Annotated in this window: 20 protein-coding genes and 2 pseudogenes; 12 read left to right on the top strand and 10 right to left on the bottom strand. The window is 66.9% G+C overall.

The annotated features are described in order from the left end of the window. Positions 1-26: 26 nt before the first annotated feature. The 8 genes and pseudogenes from D5041_RS14060 (at position 27) to D5041_RS14025 (ending at position 7,932) form a co-directional block, all read left to right on the top strand. On the top strand, positions 27-677 hold the full coding sequence (locus tag D5041_RS14060; RefSeq protein ID WP_010102638.1) for an NADH-quinone oxidoreductase subunit J: 651 nt from the start codon (positions 27-29) through the stop codon (positions 675-677). Beyond that, positions 674-982 carry an NADH-quinone oxidoreductase subunit NuoK gene (gene nuoK / locus D5041_RS14055; protein ID WP_010102637.1) on the top strand — a complete coding sequence of 103 codons (309 nt, stop codon included), beginning with the start codon at positions 674-676 and terminating at the stop codon, positions 980-982. The genes D5041_RS14060 and nuoK overlap by 4 nt, the downstream gene beginning before the upstream one ends. Before the next feature lie 38 nt (positions 983-1,020). Further along, entirely contained in the window at positions 1,021-3,045 is a 2,025-nt protein-coding gene (nuoL, locus tag D5041_RS14050; protein WP_265284970.1) for an NADH-quinone oxidoreductase subunit L, read from the top strand. 13 nt (positions 3,046-3,058) lie between these two features. Continuing rightward, positions 3,059-4,534 carry an NADH-quinone oxidoreductase subunit M gene (locus tag D5041_RS14045; protein WP_265284969.1) on the top strand — a complete coding sequence of 492 codons (1,476 nt, stop codon included), beginning with the start codon at positions 3,059-3,061 and terminating at the stop codon, positions 4,532-4,534. A 19-nt stretch (positions 4,535-4,553) separates the two neighbouring features. Beyond that, positions 4,554-6,047 (top strand): NADH-quinone oxidoreductase subunit NuoN, encoded by a 1,494-nt coding sequence (nuoN, locus tag D5041_RS14040; RefSeq protein ID WP_265284968.1) that lies wholly within the window; start codon positions 4,554-4,556, stop codon positions 6,045-6,047. A gap of 90 nt (positions 6,048-6,137) precedes the next feature. Then, a pseudogene (locus tag D5041_RS14035) lies at positions 6,138-6,735 on the top strand (DUF6088 family protein). Continuing rightward, positions 6,728-6,874, top strand: a complete 147-nt coding sequence (locus D5041_RS14030; protein WP_265284967.1) for a hypothetical protein — start codon at positions 6,728-6,730, stop codon at positions 6,872-6,874. The pseudogene D5041_RS14035 and the gene D5041_RS14030 overlap by 8 nt, the downstream one beginning before the upstream one ends. Then, entirely contained in the window at positions 6,871-7,932 is a 1,062-nt protein-coding gene (locus tag D5041_RS14025; protein WP_265284966.1) for a serine endopeptidase, read from the top strand. Before D5041_RS14030 ends, D5041_RS14025 begins: the two co-directional genes overlap by 4 nt. A gap of 21 nt (positions 7,933-7,953) precedes the next feature. Here the strand turns inward: D5041_RS14025 and D5041_RS14020 are convergent, their stop codons facing one another. From D5041_RS14020 to pgi, 3 genes are all read right to left on the bottom strand, one after another. Then, positions 7,954-8,556 carry a gamma carbonic anhydrase family protein gene (locus D5041_RS14020; RefSeq protein ID WP_265284965.1) on the bottom strand — a complete coding sequence of 201 codons (603 nt, stop codon included), beginning with the start codon at positions 8,554-8,556 and terminating at the stop codon, positions 7,954-7,956. 78 nt (positions 8,557-8,634) lie between these two features. Then, entirely contained in the window at positions 8,635-9,852 is a 1,218-nt protein-coding gene (locus D5041_RS14015; protein WP_265281075.1) for an AGE family epimerase/isomerase, read from the bottom strand. A gap of 25 nt (positions 9,853-9,877) precedes the next feature. After that, the gene (gene pgi, locus D5041_RS14010; protein WP_265285101.1) at positions 9,878-11,458 is read right to left on the bottom strand and encodes a glucose-6-phosphate isomerase; all 1,581 of its coding nucleotides are present in this window, start codon (positions 11,456-11,458) and stop codon (positions 9,878-9,880) included. A gap of 213 nt (positions 11,459-11,671) precedes the next feature. On the opposite strand from pgi, the gene zwf reads away from it, so the two are divergent. After that, positions 11,672-13,126, top strand: a complete 1,455-nt coding sequence (zwf, locus tag D5041_RS14005; protein WP_010102625.1) for a glucose-6-phosphate dehydrogenase — start codon at positions 11,672-11,674, stop codon at positions 13,124-13,126. Between the two features lie 39 nt (positions 13,127-13,165). On the opposite strand, the gene glk is transcribed toward zwf, so the two are convergent. The 3 genes from glk to tal form a co-directional block, all read right to left on the bottom strand. After that, positions 13,166-14,146, bottom strand: a complete 981-nt coding sequence (glk, locus tag D5041_RS14000; RefSeq protein ID WP_265284964.1) for a glucokinase — start codon at positions 14,144-14,146, stop codon at positions 13,166-13,168. A 126-nt stretch (positions 14,147-14,272) separates the two neighbouring features. Further along, entirely contained in the window at positions 14,273-15,460 is a 1,188-nt protein-coding gene (locus D5041_RS13995) for a carbohydrate porin (RefSeq protein WP_498063233.1), read from the bottom strand. A gap of 507 nt (positions 15,461-15,967) precedes the next feature. Next, positions 15,968-16,915, bottom strand: coding sequence for a transaldolase (tal, locus tag D5041_RS13990; RefSeq protein ID WP_010102622.1), 948 nt, complete (start codon positions 16,913-16,915; stop codon positions 15,968-15,970). 149 nt (positions 16,916-17,064) lie between these two features. On the opposite strand from tal, the gene D5041_RS13985 reads away from it, so the two are divergent. Then, entirely contained in the window at positions 17,065-17,910 is an 846-nt protein-coding gene (locus D5041_RS13985; RefSeq protein ID WP_265281079.1) for a MurR/RpiR family transcriptional regulator, read from the top strand. Positions 17,911-17,925: 15 nt separating this feature from the next. Here the strand turns inward: D5041_RS13985 and D5041_RS13980 are convergent, their stop codons facing one another. Together D5041_RS13980 and D5041_RS13975 are read right to left on the bottom strand one after the other, a co-directional pair. Then, a complete protein-coding gene (locus D5041_RS13980; RefSeq protein WP_265284963.1) occupies positions 17,926-18,687 on the bottom strand; it encodes an ABC transporter ATP-binding protein in 762 nt (253 codons plus the stop codon). After that, complete coding sequence (locus D5041_RS13975) at positions 18,680-19,933, bottom strand: lipoprotein-releasing ABC transporter permease subunit (protein WP_010102618.1); 1,254 nt, start codon at positions 19,931-19,933, stop codon at positions 18,680-18,682. The genes D5041_RS13980 and D5041_RS13975 overlap by 8 nt, the downstream gene beginning before the upstream one ends. Positions 19,934-20,010: 77 nt before the next feature. Between D5041_RS13975 and D5041_RS13970 the strand changes: the two genes are divergently transcribed. Both D5041_RS13970 and recJ read left to right on the top strand, forming a co-directional pair. Continuing rightward, entirely contained in the window at positions 20,011-20,964 is a 954-nt protein-coding gene (locus D5041_RS13970) for a phosphoglycerate mutase (RefSeq protein WP_265284962.1), read from the top strand. Then, a complete protein-coding gene (gene recJ, locus D5041_RS13965) occupies positions 20,961-22,706 on the top strand; it encodes a single-stranded-DNA-specific exonuclease RecJ (RefSeq protein ID WP_265284961.1) in 1,746 nt (581 codons plus the stop codon). The genes D5041_RS13970 and recJ overlap by 4 nt, the downstream gene beginning before the upstream one ends. 278 nt (positions 22,707-22,984) lie before the next feature. Here the strand turns inward: recJ and D5041_RS13960 are convergent. Then, positions 22,985-23,689: pseudogene (locus D5041_RS13960) on the bottom strand (ISL3 family transposase); the annotation flags it as partial. An 8-nt stretch (positions 23,690-23,697) separates the two neighbouring features. Beyond that, complete coding sequence (locus D5041_RS13955) at positions 23,698-25,011, bottom strand: IS4 family transposase (RefSeq protein WP_265285100.1); 1,314 nt, start codon at positions 25,009-25,011, stop codon at positions 23,698-23,700. Between the last annotated feature and the right edge of the window lie 39 nt (positions 25,012-25,050).

The raw sequence follows: 25,050 nt of genomic DNA, 5'->3' as shown, positions 1-25,050 counted from the left end.
CCCGACTTTCCATAAAGACCCGATTCATGGACGCCAAGACCGGTTTCTTCTACCTCTTTTCGGCCGTGCTGCTGTTTGCCGCCCTGCGCGTGATCACCGCGCGCAACCCGGTGCACGCGGTGCTCTACCTGATGCTTGCGTTTTCGCAGGCCGCTGCGGTCTGGCTGCTGCTCCGGGCCGAGTTCCTCGCGATCACGCTGGTGCTGGTGTACCTGGGCGCGGTGCTGGTGCTGTTTTTGTTCGTGGTGATGATGCTCGACGTCCACATCGACCGCCTGCGCACGGGTTTCTGGAAGCACTTTCCGCTGGCCGCGACCGTGGGCGCGCTGATTGCGCTGGAGATGGCCGCCGTGCTGATGGGCGGCTTTCGCGGCATGGACGAGCCCAAGTCGGCCGTCGTCGATGCCGCGCACTCGAACACCCAGGCGCTGGGCAGGCTGCTCTATACCGAATACCTGCTCCCGGTGGAGATCGCGGCGGTGATCCTGCTCGTGGCCATGATCTCCGCCATCGCGCTGACCCTGCGCCAGCGCAAGGACAGCAAGGCCATCGACGCCTCGGCGCAAGTCCGCGTACGCGCCCGCGACCGTTTGCAGGTGCTCAAGTTTGCCGCCACGCGCAAGGCGGACGCCGACGTTCCGGCCAAGCCGCCAGCTGCCGAGGAGAAAACCGCATGACGCTGACCCTGGGCCATTTCCTCTCGCTGGGGGCGATGCTGTTCGCGCTGGCGGTGGTCGGGATCTTCCTGAACCGCAAGAACCTGATCGTGCTGCTGATGGCGATCGAGCTGATGCTGCTCGCGGTGAACACGAACTTCGTGGCCTTCTCCCACTACCTGGGCGACATGCACGGCCAGGTATTCGTGTTCTTCATCCTGACGGTGGCGGCCGCCGAGTCGGCCATCGGTCTGGCCATCCTGGTGCTGCTGTTTCGCAACCGCTCGAGCATCAGCGCGCAAGACCTCGACACCCTCAAGGGTTGACGGGTCGGCACCGCAGTATTCCCCCAAGGTTCTCAAGAATGAGTCAAACCCTCTCTGCTTCAACGCTCCTGGCCGCCGCATTGGCTCCGCTGGCGGGCGCCGTGCTGACCGGAATCTTCGGCACGGCCCTTGGCGGCAACCGGATCGGCCGCCGCCTGGGCCACAGCCTGGCGGTTTCCGGGGTGCTCGTGTCCTTCGTCCTGTCGGCCATGACGCTCAAGAGCGTGGCCCTGGACGGCGCGCGCTTCAACGAAACGCTCTACACCTGGATGCTCGCCGGCGGCCTGCGGATGGAGGTCGGCTTCCTGATTGACGGCCTGACCGCAATGATGATGGTGGTGGTCAGCTTCGTGTCGCTGATGGTGCACGTCTACACCATTGGCTACATGCGCGAGGACCCGGGCTACAACCGCTTCTTCGCCTACATCTCGCTGTTCACCTTCTCCATGCTCATGCTGGTCATGAGCAACAACCTGCTGCAACTGTTCTTTGGCTGGGAGGCCGTGGGCCTGGTGTCGTACCTGCTGATCGGCTTCTGGTTCCACAAGCCGTCGGCGGTGTTTGCCAACATGAAGGCCTTTCTGGTGAACCGCGTGGGCGACTTCGGCTTCATCCTGGGAATCGGTCTGATCGCGGCCTACACCGGAACGCTGAACTACGCCGAGGTATTTTCCCAGGCCGGGCGGCTCGGCGGCCTCACGCTCCCGGGAACCGACTGGATGCTGATCAGCGCGATCTGCATCTGCCTGTTCGTCGGCGCCATGGGCAAGAGCGCGCAGTTCCCGCTGCACGTGTGGCTGCCCGATTCCATGGAAGGCCCGACGCCCATCTCCGCGCTGATCCACGCCGCGACCATGGTCACGGCAGGGATCTTCATGGTGGCGCGCATGTCGCCGCTGTTCGAACTGTCCGACACGGCGCTGAACCTGATCCTGGTGGTGGGCGCGATCACTGCGCTGTTCATGGGCTTTCTGGGAATCGTCCAGAACGACATCAAGCGCGTCGTGGCCTACTCCACGCTGTCCCAACTGGGCTATATGACGGTGGCCCTGGGCGCTTCGGCGTATTCGGCCGCGGTGTTCCACCTGATGACGCACGCGTTTTTCAAGGCCCTGCTGTTCCTGGGCGCCGGCTCGGTCATCATGGGCCTGCACCACAACCAGGACATGCGCTGGATGGGCGCGCTGCGCCGGCACATGCCGATCACCTGGATCACCTCGCTGCTGGGCTCGCTGGCACTGATCGGAGCGCCCCTGTTCGCGGGCTTTTACTCCAAGGACAGCATCATCGACGCGGTCCACTTGAGCCGCCTGCCCGCCGCGGGGTTTGCGCATTTCGCCGTCCTGGCCGGCGTTTTCGTGACGGCCTTTTATGCGTTCCGCATGTACTTCCTGGTGTTCCACGGCCAGGAACGCTACGACCAGAACCCGGATGCACACCATGACCATGACCATGGCGGGCACGCCGACCCCCACCCGCATGCGCCGCACGAGTCGCCCTGGGTGGTGACGGTGCCCCTGGTGCTGCTGGCGATTCCCTCGGTGCTCGCGGGCCTGCTGTTCATCGAGCCCATGCTGTTCGGTGACTTCTTCGCAGGGGCCATCGTGGTGGACGCGGCCCGGCACCCGTCGATGGCGCAAATGACCGCGCACTTTCCCGGCGCCTGGGCCATGGCCCTGCACGGCTTGCAGGCGGCGCCGCTGTGGCTCGCGCTCGCGGGCGTCGCGCTCGCGTACTACATGTATCTGCGCAGGCCCGCGCTGCCCGCCGCGATCGCGGCGCGCCTGCGGCCGCTGCACGGCCTGCTGGAAAACAAGTACTACCTCGACTGGATCAACGAAAAGCTCCTGGCACGCGGCGCGCGGGCGCTGGGCACCGGTCTGTGGAAGGGCGGCGACCAGGCGCTCATCGACGGCGCGCTGGTGAATGGCTCCTGGAAGCTGGTGCGCTGGGTCGCGGGCGTCGTGCGCCGGATGCAGACGGGCTATCTCTACCACTACGCGCTGGTGATGGTCCTGGGTGTTTTTGCCCTCATGACGTACTTCGTCTGGCTCAACAAGTAGGAGAAGAACAAAAATGGGTTTGTTGAGTCTTGCCATCTGGATCCCGATTGCCTTCGGCGCGCTGCTGCTCGCCATCGGGCGCGACGAGCATGCGCCCATGGTGCGCTGGATGGCGCTGCTCGGGGCCGCGTTCGGTTTCCTGGTCACCCTGCCCCTGTACGGCGGCTTCGATCCGGGCAGCGCGGCCATGCAGTTCGTGGAAAAAGCGGCCTGGATCGAGCGCTTCAACGTCCACTACCACCTGGGCGTGGACGGCATCTCGTTGTGGTTCGTTCCGCTGACGGCCTTCATCACGCTGATCGTGGTGCTCGCGTCCTGGGAGGCGATCACCGAGCGCGTGAACCAGTACATGGGCGCGTTCCTGATCCTCTCGGGCCTGATGATCGGCGTATTCAGCGCGCTCGACGGAATTTTGTTCTACGTGTTCTTCGAGGCCACGCTGATCCCGATGTACCTGATCATCGGCATCTGGGGCGGCCCGAACAAGATCTACGCGGCGTTCAAGTTCTTCCTGTACACGCTGCTCGGTTCGCTGCTGATGCTGATCGCGCTGATCTACCTGTACAACCAGTCGGGCGGCAGCTTCGACATCGCCACCTGGCACCGGCTGCCGCTCGGCGGCCAGGCGCAGACCCTGCTGTTCTTCGCCTTCTTCGCCGCGTTTGCGGTCAAGGTACCGATGTGGCCGGTGCACACCTGGCTGCCGGACGTGCACGTGGAGGCGCCCACCGGCGGCTCCGCCGTTCTGGCGGCGATCATGCTCAAGCTGGGCGCGTACGGCTTCGTGCGCTTCTCGCTGCCGATTGCCCCCGACGCCGCGCGCGAATGGGCCTGGCTGATGATCACCCTGTCGCTCATCGCGGTGGTCTACGTGGGCCTGGTGGCCCTGGTCCAGACGGACATGAAAAAGCTCGTCGCCTACTCGTCGGTGGCGCACATGGGCTTCGTGACCCTGGGCTTTTTCCTGTTCAACGAACTCGGCGTCTCGGGCGCCCTGGTGCAGATGATCGCGCACGGCTTCGTCTCGGGCGCCATGTTCCTGTGCATCGGCGTCCTGTACGAGCGCGTGCATTCGCGCGAGATCGCCGCCTACGGCGGCGTGGTCGAGACCATGCCGCGGTTCACGGCGTTCGCGTTGCTGTTCGCCATGGCGAATTGCGGACTGCCCGCAACCGCGGGCTTCGTCGGCGAATGGATGGTCATCCTGGGCGCCGTGAAGGCCGACTTCTGGATCGGGCTCGTCGCCGCCACGGCGCTGGTCTTTGGCGCCGCGTACACGCTGTGGATGGTCAAGCGCGTGTACCTGGGCCCGGTGGTGAACGACAGCGTCCGCGGGCTGAGCGACATTGGCCGGCGTGAATTCCTCGTGCTCGCCCTGCTCGCCAGCGCCGTGCTGGCCATGGGCCTGTACCCCCGTCCCGTCACCGACGTGATGGACGCCTCGGTGGCGCAACTGCTGCGGCATGTCGCGCTGTCCAAGCTGAACTGAGCGGACGGAGGAATTCAAAATGATAGACAACATCAGCTGGCTCGTGATCTACCCCGAGATCGTGCTGTTGGCCATGGCCTGCATGATCGCGCTGGTCGATCTGAACGTCAGCAGCGCACGCCGCGGCGCAACCTATGCGCTGAGCATGCTCACGCTCGCCGTGGTGGCCGTGCTGCAAGCGCTGTACGCGAGCAGTGGAAACACCCTTTACGGCTTTGGCAACATGCTGGTCAGCGACGCCATGGGCAACTGGCTCAAGTGCTTTGCCTGCGTGGCCACGATGCTCACGCTGGTCTACGGCCGCCCCTACGCGGCGGACCGCGGCATGCTGCGCGGCGGCGAATTGTTCACGCTGTCGATGTTCTCCCTGCTGGGCATGTTCATCATGATCGGCGGCAACAACTTCCTGGTGCTCTACCTGGGCCTGGAACTGCTCACGCTGTCGAGCTACGCACTCGTGGCGCTGCGCCGCGACAACGCCACGGCGACCGAGGCCGCAATGAAGTACTTCGTTCTCGGCGCCATGGCCAGCGGGTTCCTGCTGTACGGCATGTCGATGCTCTACGGCGCGACGGGGTCGCTCGACATCGGGCAGGTGTTCAAGGCCATCAACGCCGGCCAGATCCGGCACCAGGTGCTGATCTTCGGCCTGGTGTTCGTCGTTGCGGGCCTGGCGTTCAAACTCGGCGCGGTGCCGTTTCACATGTGGATTCCCGACGTCTACCAGGGCGCCCCGACCGCCGTGACCCTGATGCTCGGCGGCGCGCCCAAGCTCGCGGCCTTTGCCATCACCCTGCGCCTGCTGGTCGATGGCCTGCTGCCGCTGGCGATCGACTGGCAGCAGATGCTCGCGCTGCTGGCCATCGGGTCGCTGCTCGTGGGCAATCTGGCGGCCATTGCGCAGACCAACCTCAAGCGCATGCTGGCGTATTCGACCATCGCGCAGATGGGCTTCGTTCTGCTCGGCCTGATGTCCGGCGTGGTGAACGGCCATGTTGACGCGGCAGCGGTGGAGAACGCCTACGGCGCGGCCATGTTCTACGTGCTCACCTATGTGCTGACCACGCTGGCGGCGTTCGGCGTGATCCTGCTGCTGGCGCGCGAGGGCTTCGAGAGCGAAGAAATCTCGGACCTGGCCGGCCTCAACCAGCGCAGCCCGCTGTACGCCGGCGTCATGGCCCTGTGCCTGTTCTCCATGGCCGGAATTCCCCCGCTGGTCGGCTTCTACGCCAAGCTGTCGGTGCTGCAAGCGCTGCTCGCGTCCGGCCAGGGCGGGTACATCGCGCTCGCGGTGTTTGCCGTGCTCATGTCGTTGATTGGCGCCTTCTACTACCTGCGCGTGGTCAAGCTCATGTATTTCGACGCCCCGCTGACGGCGGCGAATGTCTCGGCGCCCACCGACGTGCGCGTGGTGCTCGCGCTCAACGGCGCCCTGATCCTCGTTCTCGGCCTGCTGCCCGGCGGCCTGATGGCGCTGTGCGCGGACGCCGTGGTGCGCGCATTGTCGACTTGATTTTTGTGTCCGGATTCCGCCCTGGGCGGGTGACCCAGGACAATGTCAGAAACAGGGATATTGTTCTGATATCCAGCTCCGGACGTGGCCATGAAACTGCTCCCCGAATCCATCTTGCTGCACGCACAGTCCCTCGCCGAGGGAGGTGTGCTGTCGCCCAAGGAGTTCCTGCACCTCGCAAGCCGTGCCGCTGTCGATCAGGCGCTGTCCCGGCTCGCCAAGGAAGGCCGGCTGCTGCGTGTCGTGCGTGGCAGCTATGTCACACCAGTGTCGAGCCGGTTCGGGACGCGTGCGCCGGCGCCCGAAAAGGTGGTGCAAGCGCTGGCCGCCCAAACTGGCGAGGTCGTGACGCCCCACGGGGCCCACGCGGCAAACGCGCTGGGCCTGACTGCAGCAGTTGCCAATCCGGCAGGTCTACCTGACCTCGGGACGTACCCGCAAGCTCAAGCTCGGGCGCGCCGAGGTCATGCTCAAACACGCTCCGCGCTGGATGCTGGCGCCGGGATCCGGGCTGGCCGGTGCGGCCGTGCGCGCGCTGGCTTGGCTGGGGCCGACCCATGCGGGCAAAGCGCTGACCACCTTGCACAGCACACTGCCACCCTCCGATTGGCAGACGCTGACATTGGCGCGCGCCACCTTGCCATCCTGGATGGCAAGGGCCATTGGCGAAGAAGCAATCCGTGGATGAGTCCTGCTTTGCCCTCAATCGGGAGAACCAGGACGACGTGTTGGAACAGGCCCGGGAAAAGACGGGCCGTCCCACCCATCTGCTCGAAAAGGACGTCTGGGTGGTCTGGACGCTCGGCGTACTGGAAAGAAGCCCATGAGTAAATCCCTGAGACTGTCCGAACAATGGTTCCGGCGTGGCCTGTGGCTGGTGGCGCTGGTGTTTTCCAGTTTCCTCATCGGCCTGGGCAACACCCTCATGAGCGACCTGCCCAAGGTCGAAACCCCCTTGGAGGTGGATGACTTTCTGGACATGCAGGCAACGCAGCCCCTGCGCGACCAAATGCGGGATGCGCGCCGGGCCGAGCGCGATGCCGAGACCGCGCTGGAGCAGGCCAAGTTGCAACGCGACAAGGCGCACAACGAGAGCCGGGCCGAGCGCGAGACCTTCAACAACTGGTTGGCCGCACGCAGCGTGACCCAGAGCTCCGAGCAGAATCCGGAAGTCATCGCACGCACCCAGGCGCTGGACGCCCTCAAGCGCATCGAGCGCAAGGCCGAGCAAGCGGTCGAGCGCCAGGAGCAGGCCGCACTCGACGCGCGCCAGGGCGCTGCAGCGGCGCAGGAGCACCTGAGCCGGCTGGAGTCCGAAGCCCACGCAAAGTTGAACTCCGAGCGCCGCAAGCTGGAGTTGCGTGTGTTCCTGTACCGCCTGGCGCTTACCCTGCCGCTGCTGGCGCTGGCGGGCTGGCTGTACGTCAGAAAGCGCAAGGGCACCTACTGGCCATTCGTGTGGGGCTTCATCTTTTTTGCGCTGTTTGCTTTCTTCGTGGAGTTGGTGCCCTACCTGCCCAGCTACGGCGGCTATGTGCGCTATACGGTCGGCATCGTGGTGACGCTGCTGGTGGGGCGCTCCGCCATCCTGGCGCTCACCCGCTACCTGGAGCGCCAAAAGCAGGTCGAGTCCCTGCCCGACCAGGAGCGCCGCAAGGAACTCGGCTACGACGTGGCCCTGGCGCGCCTGGCGCAGAACGTTTGCCCGGGCTGCGAGCGCCCGGTGGACAGCCGGGACGAGAAAATCGACTTCTGCGCGCACTGCGGCATCTGCCTGTTTCAGCACTGCGACCATTGCCGCACCCGCAAGAGCGCCTTTGTCCGTTTCTGCCATGCCTGCGGCACGGGGACGGACACGCAGCCGGCGCACGGCATCGCAGCCTGAAAGCGGGGCCACGGCCGTCGCTCAGCTCCCCTTGTTCCTGCGCAACAGGAATTGCGCATAGCGCTCGGTGATGCGCTTGACCACGCTGTCTTGCGCAGCGGCCTGCCGGTCTACGCCAAACACTTTCATGGGGAAGTCGAGGCCCTTTTGCACGGCCCAAATCGCGTCGTGCTGGTCGGGCGGAAGAATCTGCGCCGGATCGCCCACGGCAACCCAGCCGATGGGAACCGTGGCGCCGCAGGGCACGCGGGTGGACAGGTGGACCACGGCGTCGATGCGCAGTTCCGCGCCCTGCCCGACGTGCGCGCCATTGAATATGGACACGCCCGTCGCAACGAACACCTCGTCCTCGATCTGGCAGCCCGACAGGTGGCAATGCGGTCCGACCAGCACGTTGTTGCCCAGTGTGCAATCGGCGAAGGACGTGCTGCGCAGCACGCTGTTTTCCATCACGATGCTGCTGTGCCCGACGCTTATGCATCCGCCCTCGGCGACCAGCACGGCGCCGTGGCAGATGACGGCCTGCGGCCCGACCGTCACCGCGCCGTCCAGGACGGCGGTCTCGGCCACGTGCGCGCTGGGGTGGATGTTTGCGCGCGCAGAGCGCCGGGTGCGGGAGTTCATGGGGCTGGCAAGTGGCGAGAAAACGGGAAGACCCGCCCTCCTCCTCCGGGGCAAGGGCAGGCTCTGCTGCGGCAGGTTTCAGAGCCGCTGCTTGTCATGTGCCTGGAGCGCCATGAGCACGTCGTGGCACGCGCCCAGGTTGTGGTAGTCCACCTTGCCGGCGTTGCTTTTTTCGCGCGTGTGGTTCCGGTTCGCGCCGTCGAGGATGCGGAACCAGGCGCCATGCTTGTGGTCCACGAAATGCGTCCAGCAGTAGTCCCAGATGCGCTCGTACCAGTGCGCATAGCGTTTCTCTGCGGTGTGCAGCGCGAGCAAGGCGGCGGCGGCCAGGCTCTCGGCCTGCACCCAGTGGTATTTGCTGTCGTCGCAGATGCTGCCGTCGGGCGCCATGCCGTAGAAGATGCCGCCGTGCGCCTGGTCCCAGCCCTTTTCGATGGCCGTGTCGAACAGCCGCCGGGCGCAGGGCAGATGCCAGGGCGCAGGGTGCAGCGTGTCGAGTTGCAGCAGCAGCTTGGCCCACTCGGTCTGGTGGCCCAATTGGTAGCCCCAGGGGCGAAAGATGTTGCTGCGGTCGTGGCGGTTGTAGTCCCAGTCCGGCGACCAGTCGGCATGGAAATGTTCCCACACCCAGCCGCCGCAGAGCATCGCCTGGCGCTGGCAGATTCCCTGCGCGAGTTGCTCGGCGCGTTCGATGTAGCGGTGCTCGCCCGTGAAGCGGAAGGCCGCGATCATGGCCTCGCAGGCGTGCATGTTGGCGTTCTGGCCGCGGTAGCCGGTGAGGGTCCAGCCGCTGTCGGCCTCGTCGGCGTACAGGCCCGCGTCCGCTTGCCAGAAGTGCTGTTCGGCCATCTCGAAGGACTCGGCGAGCCAGCCGCGCGCATCGGCAACGCCGGCCTGCAGCGCGTGCGCGCAGGCGAGCATCACAAAGGCCATGCCGTAGCAGTGGCGCGTTGCGTCGAGCGGCGTCGCGGCGCCCGCGTGCCAGTCGATGAGCCAGGCGTAGCCCCCGCTGGCACGGTCGAGAAACGCCGTGCGCACGAACCACAGCGCGCGCAGAACGCCTCTGCGGTAGCGCTCTTCCCCCGTGATGCGGTAGAGCATGGCGTGCGTCACGACGAAGCGCGTGGCGCTCACGAGGTGGCGCGTGCGCTGCTCGTATACCGTGCCATCGTCGAGAAAGAAGTGGTACATGCCGCCGTCGGGGTCGGTGGCCACGGGGTCGTAGAAGGCCATGATTTCGCGGCTGTGCGCGCGCAGAAATTCGCTGGACCGGAAGTCCGGCCGGGCTGCGGTCATTCGTCTCTCCTCGGTAAATTAAACGTCATGCGCCTGCGCGCAGCCGGCGCAGCAGCCCCGCCGTGGAGCCGTCCAGACCGGCCGCGTCGCCGCTGGCCAGCCGCTGCCGAAGGTCCTTGGCCAGCGTCTTGCCCAGTTCCACGCCCCACTGGTCAAAGCTGTTGATGCCCCACAGGCTGCCGCTCACGAACACGCGGTGCTCTTGCAGCGCAATCAACGCGCCCAGGGACGCGGGGCTGAGCGACTCCAGCAGGATGAAGGTGCTGGGCCGGTTTCCCGGAAAGTGCCGATGCCCGTCCGCGCTGGCCTGGCCGAGCATCAGCGCCTGGGCCTGCGCCAGCGCGTTCGCGAGCAGTTTCTCGTGGTGACCGGGCAGGGGGTGCGCGGCCTGGCGCACGGCGACGATCTCCAGCGGCAGCACGTCCCGGCCCTGGTGCAGCATCTGGAAGAACGCATGCTGGCCGTTGGTTCCGGGCTCGCCCCAGAGCACGGGCGCTGTCGCGTGGGCCAGCGGCGCGCCGTCCTGCGCAACGCGCTTGCCGTTGCTCTCCATCTCCAACTGCTGCAGGTAGGCCGGGTAGCGGCGCAGCGCCGCGTGGTAGGGCGCGATGCAGCGGCTCGCAAAGCCATGGAAATTGCGGTACCAGACATCGAGCAGGCCCAGACGCACGGGCAGGTTTTGCGCCAGCGGTGCGCTGCGGAAATGCCCGTCCATGGCGTGCGCGCCCGCGAGCAGATCGCGAAAGCCCTGCGCCCCGATGGCAATGGCCAGCGGCAGGCCAATCGCCGACCACAGCGAGTAGCGCCCGCCCACCCAGTCCCAGAAGCCGAAGCAGGTGGTGATTCCGAGCGCGCCCGCGGCCTCGGTGTGCGTGGTGAGCGCGGCAAAATGCCGCGCCACATCGCGCCCGCCCGCCGCAGCAAACCAGGCCAGCGCTGAGCGCGCATTCGTCATGGTCTCGTCGGTGGTGAAGGTCTTGGAGGCCACGAGGAACAGGCTGCTTTCGGGGCGCAAGCCCTGGAGCACGCTGTGCAGTTCATGCCCGTCAACGTTTGAGACAAAGTGAAAGCGTTTGCCGGGAATGCGGAATTCCTCGAGCGCGAGCACCGCCATGTGCGGGCCCAGGTCCGAGCCCCCGATGCCGATGTTCACCACGTCGGTGATCGCGTCGTCGCCGCGCACGCGCTCGGCATAGGCCAGCATGGCGTCGAGCGTGGCGTGTACGTCGGCCAGGCGCTGCGCCGTCTCGGGCCGATCGCCGGGCCAGGCCAGGCCCGCGGGGCGGCGCAGCAGCGTGTGCAGCGCGGCCCGGTTCTCGGTGCTGTTCACGGCCTGCCCGGCGAGCAGCGCAGCGCGGTGCTGCTCCAGACCGCAGCTGCGCGCCAGGTCGAGCAGCAGGGCTTCGGTGTCGCGCTCCCAGAGGTTCTTGGACAGGTCGGCAAACAGGTGCGGCGCGCACTGGCTGAAATGCTCGAAGCGCTGCGCATCCTGCGCGAAGGCCTGGCGCAGGTCGAGGCGCTGGCCCCGGGCCGAGAAATGGGCCGCCAGCAGGGGCCAGGGCGCAGTCTGGTCGCAACGGATGGGCGTGGGCATGGGCGTGGACATCGATCGGTTGGAATGCATGGGGTCGGGTCGGGGACAGCGCGATGGTAGCAATGGTAGCCAGTAACTTGATTACATGGCAGCCCCGCCGCCCGGTTTTTCACGCATGCGATGAAAGGCGTTCACGCAAGGACAGAGCGCATGAGCGCCATGTAACATGATTACAATCCGGAGCCTGCAAAATCACGCCCCTGAACCAGTTTTCATGGAGACACCATGGGTTTCGACCTCGTCCTGTTTGGCGGCACCGGCGACCTCGCCTGGCGCAAGCTCATGCCCGCATTGTTTCAGGCGTTCCGGCACGGCACGCTGCCGCCGGGCGGGCGCATCATTGCCGTGGCGCGCGATACGCTGAGCGACGAACGCTACCGCAGCCTGATCCAGTCGCGCTTTGACGGCGTGGAACTCGCCAAGCGCCCCACGCCCGACGAATTTGCCCGCTTCGCGGCCCTGCTGCATTACCTGCGCATGGACCTGTCGCAGGCGCAGGACTACGAGCGCCTGGCGCAGATGCTGAACGCGCGCGCCGCCGATTCGGTGGTGATGTACCTGGCCATCGCGCCGAGCCTGTTTACCACCGTGTGCGAGCAGATCGCGGCCGTGGGCCTGAACGGCCCCGCAACCCGCGTGGTGCTGGAAAAGCCCCTGGGCCACGACCTGCAATCGAACCAGGCGATCAACGACACCCTGCGCCGCGTGTTCGGCGAAGAGCAGGTTTTCCGCATCGACCACTACCTGGGCAAGCCCTCGGTGCAGAACCTGTTCGCCCTGCGTTTCGGGAATGCGCTGTTCGAGCCCCTGTGGCGGCGCGAAACCATCGCCAACATCCAGATCAGCATCGCCGAGGACCTGGGCGTGGAGACGCGCGGCGCGTTCTACGACCAGACCGGCGCGCTGCGCGACATGGTGCAAAACCATGCGCTGCAGCTGCTGTGCGCGATCGGCATGGAGCCGCCGATCAACTCCGGCGCGCACGCCATCCGCGACGAGAAGCTCAAGGTGCTGCAATCGCTCAAGCCCTGGACCGCGGAGAGCATCGGCCAGCAGGTGATCCGTGGGCAATACGCCGCGGGCACCGTGCAGGGCCAGGCGGTTGCGGGCTATTGGCAGGAAAAGGGCGTGGCGCCCGACAGCCGCACCGAAACCTTTGTCGCGCTGCGCACCGAGATCCTGAACTGGCGCTGGGCCGGCGTGCCGTTCTACATCCGCACCGGCAAGCGCCTGGCGGGGCGCGACGCGCACATCGTCGTCAACTTCCGCCCCGTTCCGCACCCGATCTTCAAAACACCCGCAGGAGCGGCGAACCGGCTGGTCATCAACCTGCAGCCCCGCGACGGGCTGGAACTGCACCTGCTGGCGCAGGGTGCGGCGCAGCACCAGGGCGAGCTCGCGCTGTCGCAGGCGCACCTGAACCTGGACTTCGAGCAGCGCTTTGGCACCGAGCGCGTGGGTGCCTACGAGCGCCTGCTGCTCGACGTGATCGCCGCCCGCCTGAACCTGTTCGTGCGCAGCGACGAGCAGGCGCAGGCCTGGCACTGGGTCGAGCCCATCTTGCAGCACTGGAAGAACGACCCGGTGAGGCCACGGCCGTATGCGGCGGGCAGTTGGGGGCCGAGCGCGGCGAGCGCGATGATTGCGCGCGATGGCCATTGCTGGAGCGAAGAGGTCTGACAGACGGCACGCGCAGCTCGCCAAGCGCGCGCACGGGGATCAGCGCCCCTGCGCACCCGCAATGTCCAGCGCGCGCGCCGCGCCGTACAACGCGGGGGTCGCGCCGGGGTCGATGACCCAGCACGGAATCGCCGCCAAGTAGAGCTGGAAGCGCCCCTTGGCCTCGAAGCGGGCGCGAAACGGCGAGCGATCGAACCAGGTGCCCAGGCGCGGCACGATTCCACCGCCGATGTAGACGCCGCCGAGCGCGCCCAGCGTGAGCGCCAGATTGCCCGCGACGTTGCCCAGAAAGCCGCAGAACAGTTCCAGCGCCTGCAAGGCCAGCGGATCCCCGTCCTGCAAGGCCAGATCGCTGACCTGCGCGGCGGAATCGACCCCGGCTGCGCCCGACTGACCCAGTTGGCGCAGCGCGTGGTACAGGTCCACCAGCCCCGCGCCGCACACGGCGCGCTCGGCCGACACATGGCCGTAGCGCGCCTGCAGGATGCGCAGCACCTCGAACTCCAGCGGCGTCTGCGCGGCCACGCTCACATGCCCGCCTTCGCCCGACAGGGGGACGCCGCTGTGCGCGCCCGGCGGGAACACCAGCCCCGAGACCCCGAGCCCCGTTCCCGGCCCGAGCAGCGCGACCGCGCTGCCCGCGACCGCCACGCCGCCGCCCACCTGGCGCAGCAGGTCGGGGGTGAGCAGGGGCAGCGCCAGCGCCAGCGCCGTGAAGTCGTTGACGACGATCAGCCGCCGCAGCCCGAGCGCCTCGCGCAGGGCGCTCTGCGAGAAGCTCCAGCTGTGGTTGGTCATGCGCACCAGGTCGCCCGTCACCGGGTTGGCCATGCCAAGGGCCGCCTCGTGCGGGGCGGCGATTGCGGCCCCGGCCAGATACGCGGCGATCGCAGCGTGCACCGTGGGGTAGCCTGCGCAGGGCAGAACGCGGGTGTCGTGCAGCGGGCCATCCGGCCGCTCCTGCCAGGCCAGGCGCATATTGGTGCCGCCGATGTCGGCCAGCAAACGCGGTGACTTCATGAATCGTTTCGGGAATGTTTCTGCGGCGCGAAAAAAAAGGGGGCCTGCAGCCCCCAAAGAGTAACCCACACCAATCACTGACCAATCAGCACGGACTCATGGAGTGTCCGGAGTTGGAAATGGGCATCACCACCAAACTTCGTACTGCAAGCCCATGAGCGTGCGCGAGGTCTTGCCATTGGCACCAAAGCTGGCCGCATTCGCCATCGCAGCGGGGCGATTCCAGTTGGCCTTGGTGACGTACAACCGCAGTTCGGGGCGCGACCAGAAATCTTCCGACAACGCCACGGCGCCGGCCAGCGTGAACTTGTTCAGGCGCTGGTTCGGCATCCCCGCGCTCTTGCGCGTGGTGGTCGAGACCTCGGTCAGGCCCTTGAAATTCTTTGTGAAGGCATACGATGCGCGTCCGCCCAAGGAGAAATCCTTGGTCGTCACCGCTCCGACGGCGTCGGCCCTGCCGGTCTGGTAGCCGATCAGCGCCTGGCCGCCGAAGGGGCCGCTTTGCCAGCCGATCGCGTCGGCAATGCGCAGCGCCTTCTTGCCGACGCTCTTGCCGTCGATGGACTCGAACTCGCCGTCGATGCGCGCATGGCCGCGCGAGGTTTGCAGGAACATCGAGTTGCTCATGCCCTTGAGCCCGAGGTCGGACTGGTTGTGCAGCAGCGAAACACCTGATCCCGAACCCCCACCGACCTGGCCTTTGCCGCCGACGGCCGTCAGCAGCACCCGCAGCTTGCCGCCCGGGTTGACCTTGATCTCGGAGAAATCGGCGTTGAAGCGGTTCGCCTTCACGCCGCTGGGCAGGCGCTTGTCAAACTGGTCGCCGGTGAACACGCCGAGGCCGAGCTTGGCGCCTCCCAGGGGAATATCGGTCACGCCGGCACCCTGGTAGTCGCCGTAGTTCACCAGGACGTTGTCGACGATGTGCACGTCCTCGATGCGCAGGCGGCGCTGGCCAGCCCAGAACTTGGCGTCGGGCAGGAAGGACAGGCCGCTCATCTCCACGTACGCCATCTCGGTGGCGACGTCGCCGCTGCCCCACTTGCTGGGCATGTAGTTCACGCTCCACTTGACGCCACCGCTCTCGAAGCTGCGCGCAATGCCGACTTCGATGCCGTAATCCCCTTCGTTGCCCAGACGGTATTTCTGCAGGTCTCCGCCCAGGGAGAGTCCCCCTTTAACGTCGTCGGAGTAGCCGAACACCGGCCCCCCGCGTGAGTAACCCGTGATTTCAAATCCCGCGACATCCAGTGCCATTGCGCCGTTGGTGGCGCATGCAGCGGCCAAGGCCACGGCAGTAAGGCGTTTTTTCATCATTGAAGAGCTCCATTTGGTTTTCGCGGCGGCCGCGATTTTTTTTATGGCGTCAGCAACGCCACTCCCTGTCATCAGTCCGAAATGGGCTGACCACATTCCTGAGAGCGCCCGCGGGCGCAATCGCCATGCCCTGGACCGCACCGGGCACCAAACTGCTGCCCTTGGCGGCTTCGGCAAAATCCTTGGACGGAGCACCGGGCACGGGCGTGAAACCGCTCCGTGCGCACCGGAGCGGGACCCTTGTACCTGGCCTCGCACCCCGGGGTCCTCCCGCGCAGAACCTCGACCTCCCCCGCGCTGGCAGACAGCGCCGCGAATGCAGCTACCCCTGTCGTCTTTTCCATTCCCTCACCTCCCCGATATGACTTCTGATTCTTTGTCGCGCCGTGAAAACCATTGCCGATCGGCGAAGTCGGTAATCTAATTACATCGATTCATCACCCCATCAGGGCTTTCCCTGTGTGTTGCATTGGGGCCACGTGCGGAACTGGTTCGCAGAGCGATTCAGACGGCGCGAATCAGCTGCTCGAGCCGCGCGGCGTCTGCCGCGAAAGCGCGAATGCCTTCGGCGAGCTTTTCCGTCGCCATCGCGTCCTCGTTGAGCGCATAACGAAAACCGGCCTCGTCGTAGTGCACGGCAGGCAGGTCCATTCCCCTGGCCGCCTGGGCGTCGAGCGCGGGCTGTAGCGGCGCATCGCTGGCGGCCAGTTGCGCCAGCAGCTCGGGCGCAATGGTCAGCAGGTCGCAGCCCGCGAGCGCCCTGATCTGGCCCAGGTTGCGGAAGCTCGCGCCCATCACCTCGGTGGCAATACCAAAGCGCTTGTAATGGTTGTATATCTGCGTCACCGACTGCACGCCCGGATCATTCGCGCCGGCGTTGGCGGCCTCGTCCCAGCCGGCGCCGGCCTGCTTTCTGTGCCAGTCGCAGATGCGCCCGACAAAGGGCGAGATCAGCTGCACCCTGGCCTGGCCGCAGACCACGGCCTGGGCAAACGCAAACAGCAGCGTGAGGTTGGTATGGATTCCGCGCCGCTCAAGTGTTTGCGCCGCCTGTATGCCCTCCCACGTGGCGGCGATCTTGATGAGCACGCGGTCGATGTGCACGCCCTCGGCCTGGTACAGCTCGACGATGCGCTCGGCGCGCGTGACGGTGGCCTGGGTGTCGAAGCTCAGGCGCGCGTCCACCTCGGTCGAAACACGGCCCTCGATGAGCGCCAGGATGTCGCAGCCGAAGCGCACCAGCAGGCGGTCGGCGATTTCGTCGAGCGCGCGCCCCTTCCAGCGCGCCACGGTGTCATGCAGCAGCGGCGCGTACTCGGGCCCTTGCACGGCCCTGAGGATCAATGACGGATTGGTGGTGGTGTCGCGGGGTCGAAATTGCGCCAATTGCCTGAAGTCGCCGGTATCGGCAACCACGGTGGTGAACTGTTTGAGGGCATCGAGTTGGTTCATGGCGTCATTATTCCACCCGCCCCCGCAGCGCCCTGTGGCCGCGCATGGCAGCCAATGCGCGCGGAGCCATGGAAACTCAGTTCCAATACGTTCACGCACCGCCCCGCAGGGTGCCCATGGCCGCCCTGCCCCTTTGTCGAAGAACTGACATGCTCCATCGCATCACCGCCTCCCTGCCGTCACTGCCGCCCGCCGAGCAGCGCGTGGCCAGGCTGGTGCTGAGCGACGCACGCGCCTTCTCCCGGTTGCCCGTGCGCGAGCTGGCCCGGCGCGCGCAGGTGAGCAAGCCCACGGTGGTGCGCTTTTGCCGCAGCATGGGCTACGACGGGCTGGCCGATTTCAAGCTCAAGCTCGTCGGCAGCGTGAGCGAGGGCGTGCCCTTCGTCCACCGCAGCGTGGACGCCGACGACAAGACCGGCGACGTGCTCGTGAAAGTGGTGGACAACGCCGCTGCGGCCTTCCTGCAGTACCGCAACGCCGCCAGCACCGCGGCCATCAAACGGGCGGCCGATGCCATTGCGGCCAGTTGGAAGACGGGCCGGCGCATCGAGTTCTACGGCGTGGGCAACTCCGGCATCGTGGCGCAGGACGCGCAGCACAAGTTCTTCCGCCTGGGGGTGACCTCCATCGCCGCCAGCGACGGCCACATGCAGGTCATGAGCGCCACGCTGCTGGGCGCGCAAGACTGCGCGGTGATCATCTCCAACTCGGGCCGCACGCGCGACCTGATGGACGCCGCCGACATCGCTCGCAAGAACGGCGCCACCACCATCGCCATCACGGCCAGCGGCTCTGCGCTGGCCCGCAGCTGCCAGATTCATCTGGCGGCGGACCACCCGGAGAGCTACGACCAGTACAGCCCGATGGTGTCGCGCCTGCTGCACCTGCTGATCATCGACGTGCTCGCGACCTGCGTGGCGCTGCGCATCGGCAGCCGCTTGCAGCCGACCCTGCAGCAGATGAAAGAGAACCTGCGCGCCAAGCGCTACACCTGATGCTCGGGGCGCGGTTCAGGCCGTGACCAATACCCCGGCCACCAGCCGCGCGACCCGGTCGCAGCGCGCCGCCAGCGACGCGTCATGCGTGACCAGAACGAACGCCGTCCCCTGCCCGCGCGCCAGTTGCAGCAGCAGATCGAATACGCCATCGGCCGTGCTGCGGTCCAGATTCCCGGTCGGCTCATCGGCCAGCACGCACGCGGGCCGCGCCACCAGCGCGCGCGCAATCGCCACCCGCTGGCGCTCGCCGCCCGAGAGTTCTGCCGGGCGGTGCTGCAGGCGCTCGCCCAGGCCGACCGACGCGAGCACGCGCTGCGCCCGGGAATGGCATTGCGCCAGCGGCTCGCGGCGGATGCGCAGCGGCATGGCGACGTTGTCCAGCGCGCTGAACTCGGGCAGCAGGTGGTGGAACTGGTAGATGAACCCCAGGTGCTGATTGCGCAGTTCGCCCTGGCGCTGCGCGGGCAGGGTCGAGATCGCCTCCCCCTGGAGGTGGACGCTGCCCGAGCTCGGCGCGTCCAGGCCGCCAAGCAGGTGCAGCAGGGTACTCTTGCCCGACCCGGAAGCGCCCACGATGGCCAGCGTTTCGCCCACATGGATGCGCAGGTCAACGCCGCGCAGAACGCTCACGTCGAGGCCGCCTTGCGTAAAGCGCTTGCTCAGGCCCCGGGCTTCGAGAACCGGCGTGGCGTCAGGCAGGGCGTGCTGCTCCCCCCCGGAGGGCGACGCAATGCCTGCATCGGCGAGTGCGGGGCGGTCGTTCCGGTCATTCATAGCGCAGCGCCTCGGCAGGGTTCACCCGGCTCGCGTGCCAGCTCGGGTAGAGCGTGGCCACGAAGGCCAGCACCAGCGAGATGGCGGCAATGGGAACGATGTCGCTGCTGCGCGGCTCGCTGGGCATCTGGCTGATGAGGTAGATGTCCTTGGGCAGAAAGCTCGCACCGAGCGCGTGCTCGATCGCCGGAACGATGACGTCGATGTTGCACGCGACCCCCAGGCCCAGCAGCAGGCCCGCGAGCGTGCCGATCGCGCCCACGAGCGCGCCCTGCACCACGAAGATGCCCATGATGCTCTTCGGACTCGCGCCCAGCGTGCGCAGGATGGCGATGTCGGCGCGCTTGTCGGTGACGCTCATGACCAGCGTCGAGACGAGGTTGAACGCGGCCACGGCGACGATGAGCGTGAGGATGATGAACATCATGCGTTTCTCGAGTTGCACGGCGGCAAACCAGGTGCGGTTCTGTTGCGTCCAGTCGCGGATCAGCAAGCGCCCGCTCAGGCTGTGCGTCAGTTCCAGCGCCACCGCGCGCGCGCGGTGCAGGTCTCGCAGCTTGAGGCGCACGCCCGTGGGGCCTTCGAGGCGGAAGATGCGCTGCGCGTCCTCATGGTGCAGCAGCACCAGCGCCGAGTCGTATTCGTAGTGGCCCGAGTCGAACATTCCCGCCACCTTCATCTGCTTGAGGCGCGGTACCACGCCGGCCGGCGTGACCTGGCCGGACGGTGCGATCAGGGTCACCGCGTCGCCCACGCGCACGCCCAGCGCGCGCGCCAGCTCGCGGCCGAGCACTACGCGGAACGCGCCGGGCACCAACTGCTGCAGCAGCCCTTCGTTGACTGCTGCCAGGTCGGTCACCGCGCCTTCCAGCGCGGGGTCGATGCCGCGCACCAGCACCCCCTTCATGTCCTCGCCCCGCGCGAGCAGCGCCTGCGCGGCGACGAACGGCGCGGCGCCGATGACCTCGGGGTTCTGCCGGGCCTGCGCCAGCGTGCGATCCGGATCAGACAGCGCCGCGCCCTGGGGCGCAAATATCTCGACGTGCGAGACGACGCTGAGCATGCGGTCGCGCACGTCCCTTTGAAAGCCGTTCATCACGGACAACACGATGATCAGCGCCGCCACGCCGAGCGCAATGCCCAGCATGGACACGCCCGAAATGAACGAGATGAAGCCATTGCGCCGCGTGGCACGGCCCGCGCGCGTGTAGCGCCAGCCCAGCGCCAGTTCGTAGGGAATTTGCATGGTGGTGAAAAGCCTGCGCGGTGCGCGATTGCCCGCCGCAGTCCGGGGCAGATTGTGGCATCCCGCAAAATACCCGGATGCCGGCCCCTGCCCATCTGATCATTGCCTACGCCGCAGGCGCATCCGAGGCCTGCCACAAGACCCTGCAAGGCCTGGCCCTGCCGCATCTGCAACGGCTGCTCGCCCGGCTCACCATGCAACCCGCGGTCAGCGGTGCGCAAACCAGCTACTCCACCCCGCACGAACGCGCGCTGGCGCAGGCCCTGGGACTGCCCTGCGCCGACGGACGCATCCCCTGGGCCGCCTGGCACCGGCATTCCCTGGGCCTGCCCGCCGACGCCCAGGCCTGGGCCTTCGTCACGCCCTGCCAGTGGCAGGTCGGTGCCGACCATGTGAGCCTGTGCGACCCCGAGGCGCTGGGCCTGGACGAGGCCGCGTCGCGCGCGCTGCTGGCCATCGTCGCGCCCTGGTTTGCGCAGGACGGAATCCACCTGCACTACGACCAGCCCACGCGCTGGCTCGCGCGCAGCGAGTGGTTCGCCACGCTCGCCACCGCGTCCCTGGAGCGGGCGCTGCTGCGCGACCTGCGCCCCTGGCTGCCCGACGCGCGCGCGGCCCGCCCCCTGCACCGCCTGCACAGCGAAATGCAGATGCTGCTGCACACCCACGCCTTCAACGGCGCGCGCGCCGAACGCGCGCAGCCGCCAGTGAACGCCTTCTGGGTGCACGGCGCAGGCCCCCTGCCCCGGCCTGCCCCCGACCCGGGCGCCCCGCTGCCCACGCTGTCGCACGCCCTGCGCGACGCGGCCCTGCGCGCAGACTGGAGCGCCTGGGGCAGCGCCTGGACCACGCTCGACGCAGGCCCCGTGGCCGAACTGCTGCGCCAGGCCGCAAGCGGCCAGAGCGTGCGCCTGACACTCTGCGGCGAATGCCATGCCATCGGCTGGCACAGCGCCCCGCGCGGACTGGTGCAGCGGATCCGGAGCTATTTCAAACCCCTGCGCATGACCGACCTGCAAGCGATGCTATGAAAATAATAACGCGCGAGATTCCCCCCCGCGCCGCCTGGGCGCTGGAGCAGGCCGGGGTCCACCCGCTGTTGGCACGCCTGTACGCCGCACGCGGCGTTTGCGCCCGGGACGAGCTCGACGACGGCCTGGCCCGCCTGCTGCCGCCGGACGGCCTGAAGGGCATGGCCCAGGCCGCGCAGTTGCTGGCCGACGCGCTGGCGCAGAACCGGCGCCTGCTCATCGTTGCTGACTACGACTGCGACGGCGCCACCGCCTGCGCCGTGGGCGTGCGCGGCCTGCGCATGCTCGGCGCCAGGCACGTGGACTACCTGGTTCCCGACCGCGTGATCGACGGCTACGGCCTGACGCCGGGAATCGCGCGCCGCGTCAGGGAGCGCGGCGCCGACCTGCTGATCACCGTGGACAACGGCATCGCCAGCGTGGACGGCGTGGCCGAGGCCAAGGCGCTGGGCCTTGGCGTGCTCGTCACCGACCACCACCTGCCCGGCGCCGAACTGCCGCAGGCCGACGCCATCGTCAACCCCAACCAGCCCGGCTGCACGTTCGGGAGCAAGGCGCTGGCCGGCGTGGGCGTGATGTTCTACGTGCTGCTGGCGCTGCGCTCGGAACTGCGCGCGCGCGGCGTGTTCCAGTCCCCGGGCGCCACGCCTGCTGCAGCAGGCGCCGGCAAGCCCGCACAGCCCCGGCTCGACGCCCTGCTCGCGCTGGTGGCCCTGGGCACCGTGGCCGACGTGGTCCGGCTCGACGCAAACAACCGGCGCCTGGTGGCGCAGGGACTCAGGCGCGTGCGCGCCGGCGCCATGCCCGCCGGCATGGCCGCGCTGTTCCACGCCGCCGGGCGCAAGGTGGCTGCGGCCAGCACGCTCGACCTGGGCTTCGCCCTGGGCCCGCGCATCAACGCCGCCGGACGGCTGGCCGACATGACGCTGGGAATCGAATGCCTGCTCACCGACGATCCCGGCCGCGCGGCCGAACTCGCGGGCCTGCTCGACGGAATCAACCGCGAACGCCGCGCCATCGAAGGCAGCATGCGCGAGCAGGCCCTGCGCATGGCGGAAGGCCTGGTCCACGAAAGCGCGCAGCCGCCCGCCGCGATCAGCGTCTTCGACCCCGGCTTTCACGAGGGCGTGGTGGGCATCGTCGCCGCGCGCATCAAGGACCGGCTGCACCGCCCGACCTTCGTGTTTGCGCCCAGCGGCGCGCCGGGCCGGGAGCATGAATTCAAGGGCTCGGGCCGATCGATCGTGGGGTTTCATCTACGCGATGCGCTCGACCTGGTGGCCAAGCGCCACCCGGGCGTGCTGCTGAAATTCGGCGGCCATGCCATGGCCGCCGGCTGCACGCTGGCCGGGCCGACCTTCGAGCTGTTCGGCCAGGCGCTGGCCCAGGTGGCGCAGGAGTGGCTCGACATCGGCACCCTCACGCGGCGCATCGAAACCGACGGCCCGCTGGCGCCCGAATACTGCCGCGCCGACCTGGTCGATACCCTGCAACGCGAGGTCTGGGGCCAGGGCTTTGCTCCGCCCACCTTCAGCGAAGAGGTCGAGGTGCTGAGCCAGCGGTTGGTCGGCGAAAAGCACCTCTCGCTCAAACTCAGGCACCAGGGCCGCCCGGTGAACGGCATCTGGTTTGGCCGCACCGAGCCCCTGCCCGCGCGCGTGCTATTGGCCTTCCGCCTCGACGTCAACGAGTGGAAGGGCGAGCGCAGGGTGCAGTTTCTGGTCGAGGGAGCGCAGTTTTAGTGCGCGGCCCTGCTGCGCAAATGGACGGCCTTGTTGCGTGCATCGTAACTGCTAACCTTGTGCTGTCCCCTCGCTGAGCATGCGCTGCTACAGCCAGACGCGCCCCGGCACCGACCACGTGGATCATCTCCGTCAACGCGGCCGCTCATACGGCGATCGCCCACTGGGTGGGCCACACCCCGGATTTCATCGCGTTTGAAGTCTGCCGCCTTGTGCCAGACGCAAGCCGCCTGTGGCTGGCACCGGCCCTTCGTCGTTTCGTGTGGAACACAACAACCTCATGTGCCCCCAACGGGCGCAAACGGGCTGACAGGCAGATGCTTGAGTTTGGACATGCGCAGGTAGGCGATGGTGATGAAGTTGTCGCTCGTTCGGAACCCACGGGCTGCGCGCTTGGCCTGCTGCAAGAGTCCGTTCATGGCCTCCACGTAGGCGTTGCTGCGATGCCCCAACATGCCGCGCACCACCGCAGCAAAGCGTTCCTTGAGGCTTCTGGCCAGCTTCTTGAACGGCTCCAGCCGGCATCTGAACGCCCAGCTCAACCAAGCCTGCAGTTCGACACTCGCCTGCTGTTCGCTGTTGTGCTCCTTGGCCCTCGCATACACCGCGCGCAACGCCATCTTCAACCGCCACGCCCGCGCGCTCTTGAGCATGGAGCGCTGCAACCAATGCATTGCGTCGGTTTGCTTGGCGCTCCAGCTTTCGGGGTTGCGCCGCATCCCCCACATCAGTTGCTTGAGCGTCTTGTGCTCATCGTTGTCAACTGCCGACTCCAAGGCTTCTCGCACCGCCGGGGCGTCCTGTGCCATCTCCGTGCGCCGCACCTGGTCCATCGCATCCATGGCCATCGCCACAACATGGAACCGGTCGTAGCTGATCTGCGCCTGCGGCAACGCCAACCCCACTCCCTTGGCGTAGGCCGCGCTCATGTCCATGCACACATGCTTGACCTGCTCGCTGTCGCCACCATGGGCCTTCAGATCCACCCCTTTCAAGGTGTTGGTGAGCAAGTTCCCATGAGCACCCGAGCGGTAGAGACATGAGATCGAGCAATGGAGGCATCAACGTAGCCTTTGGGCTTGTTGGTCTTGGGACCGCGCTTGGCGGTGCTGACGGTGCGTGGATTGAGATGGCTGGCCAGTTCCAGCAAACGTTCAGCGATGCGCTGGGGTTCAGCGCATGACCATGTTGTCCAGTGCACAGCTGGTAGCGCGATCAACATGCCTTCGTAGCTGCTGCGCAGATTGACCGCCAGGTGGTACGTCGATACGTCCAAGGCGGGCTTGCTGTCATCGCGATGCGCCTGCTCCACGCTGCGTTTGAGTACCGACAGAACGTTGTAGGCCAGCACCGCCACCGCAAAACCCAGCAGCGCTGCGCGCGGATGACCCAGGCTGCGCAGTTCGCTGTGCAACACCGACTCCAGCCGCTGGAACATCTCCTCGATCCGCCAGCGCTTGCGATACAACTGCGCAATCTGCTGCGCGCTCACCGTGGATGGCAAGTTGCTCCACAGCGCGATGGTTGTGTCGCCCGCTTCAGTGGGTGTGTCCAAGCGCAGTTCGATGCGCCGCCACGGCGCTTGGTCTTGCCTGATCTCAATGGCCTGCTCATGGACTTCGCCCGTCTCGATGCGTGCGCACAACTGCATCGCCCCTACTTTGAGCAGTTTGGGATGCTTTGCATGTTCACGCACGATAAAACCGGCCTTGGCGTCGTGCCAACCTTGCACGATGGTGTGCGTGCAAAAGTTGCGATCGGCTATCCACAACTCGCCTTCCTGAGCGCTGGCCAGCAATGGGGCCGTCGCCGAACGCTCTTGCGTGTACGCGTCTTCGCACGCAATGATGTCGCGCACCAAGCCACTGTCGGGGTCATACACCACCAAGCTGTATCCCGGCAGGGCTGCGCCTCGTTGCTCGCGCAATGGCGCCAAGCGCTTCTCGCTGGCCGGCAGGTGATTACCATCGAGCACACGCAAACGCCAGCCTGGCAAGCTGGGCTCCATTCCCATGGCTTGCACCACCGGCTGCAAACGTTCGCCACTGCCGTGCACCAGGGCACGCACAATGGCCGGCTCGGTGCGCTTGACCTTGTCATACAACGCGGCCAGCGACACCGGCAGATTGCCCGCTTGTTTGGCCGCCGCATGCAGCGATGGGCGCAAACCCAGCGAAACCAGCGTCACCATTTCCACCACCGTGGAAAACAACAACTCTCTGGGGTACTGGCGCTGCCGGCTTGCCTCGAACACTTCGTCGACCCAATCCGGATCGATCGCCCGCTCCAGCGCCACACGGGCCATCACGCTGATCGGTGCTTGCTTCTCGAATCGCTTCAGTAC

The sequence above is a fragment of the Verminephrobacter aporrectodeae subsp. tuberculatae genome (assembly GCF_026127385.1).
GTDB classification, from domain to species: Bacteria; Pseudomonadota; Gammaproteobacteria; order Burkholderiales; family Burkholderiaceae_C; genus Acidovorax; species Acidovorax aporrectodeae.
The sequence above is the reverse complement of the archived record's forward strand: the minus strand, read 5'-3'. Positions and strand labels throughout refer to the sequence as shown.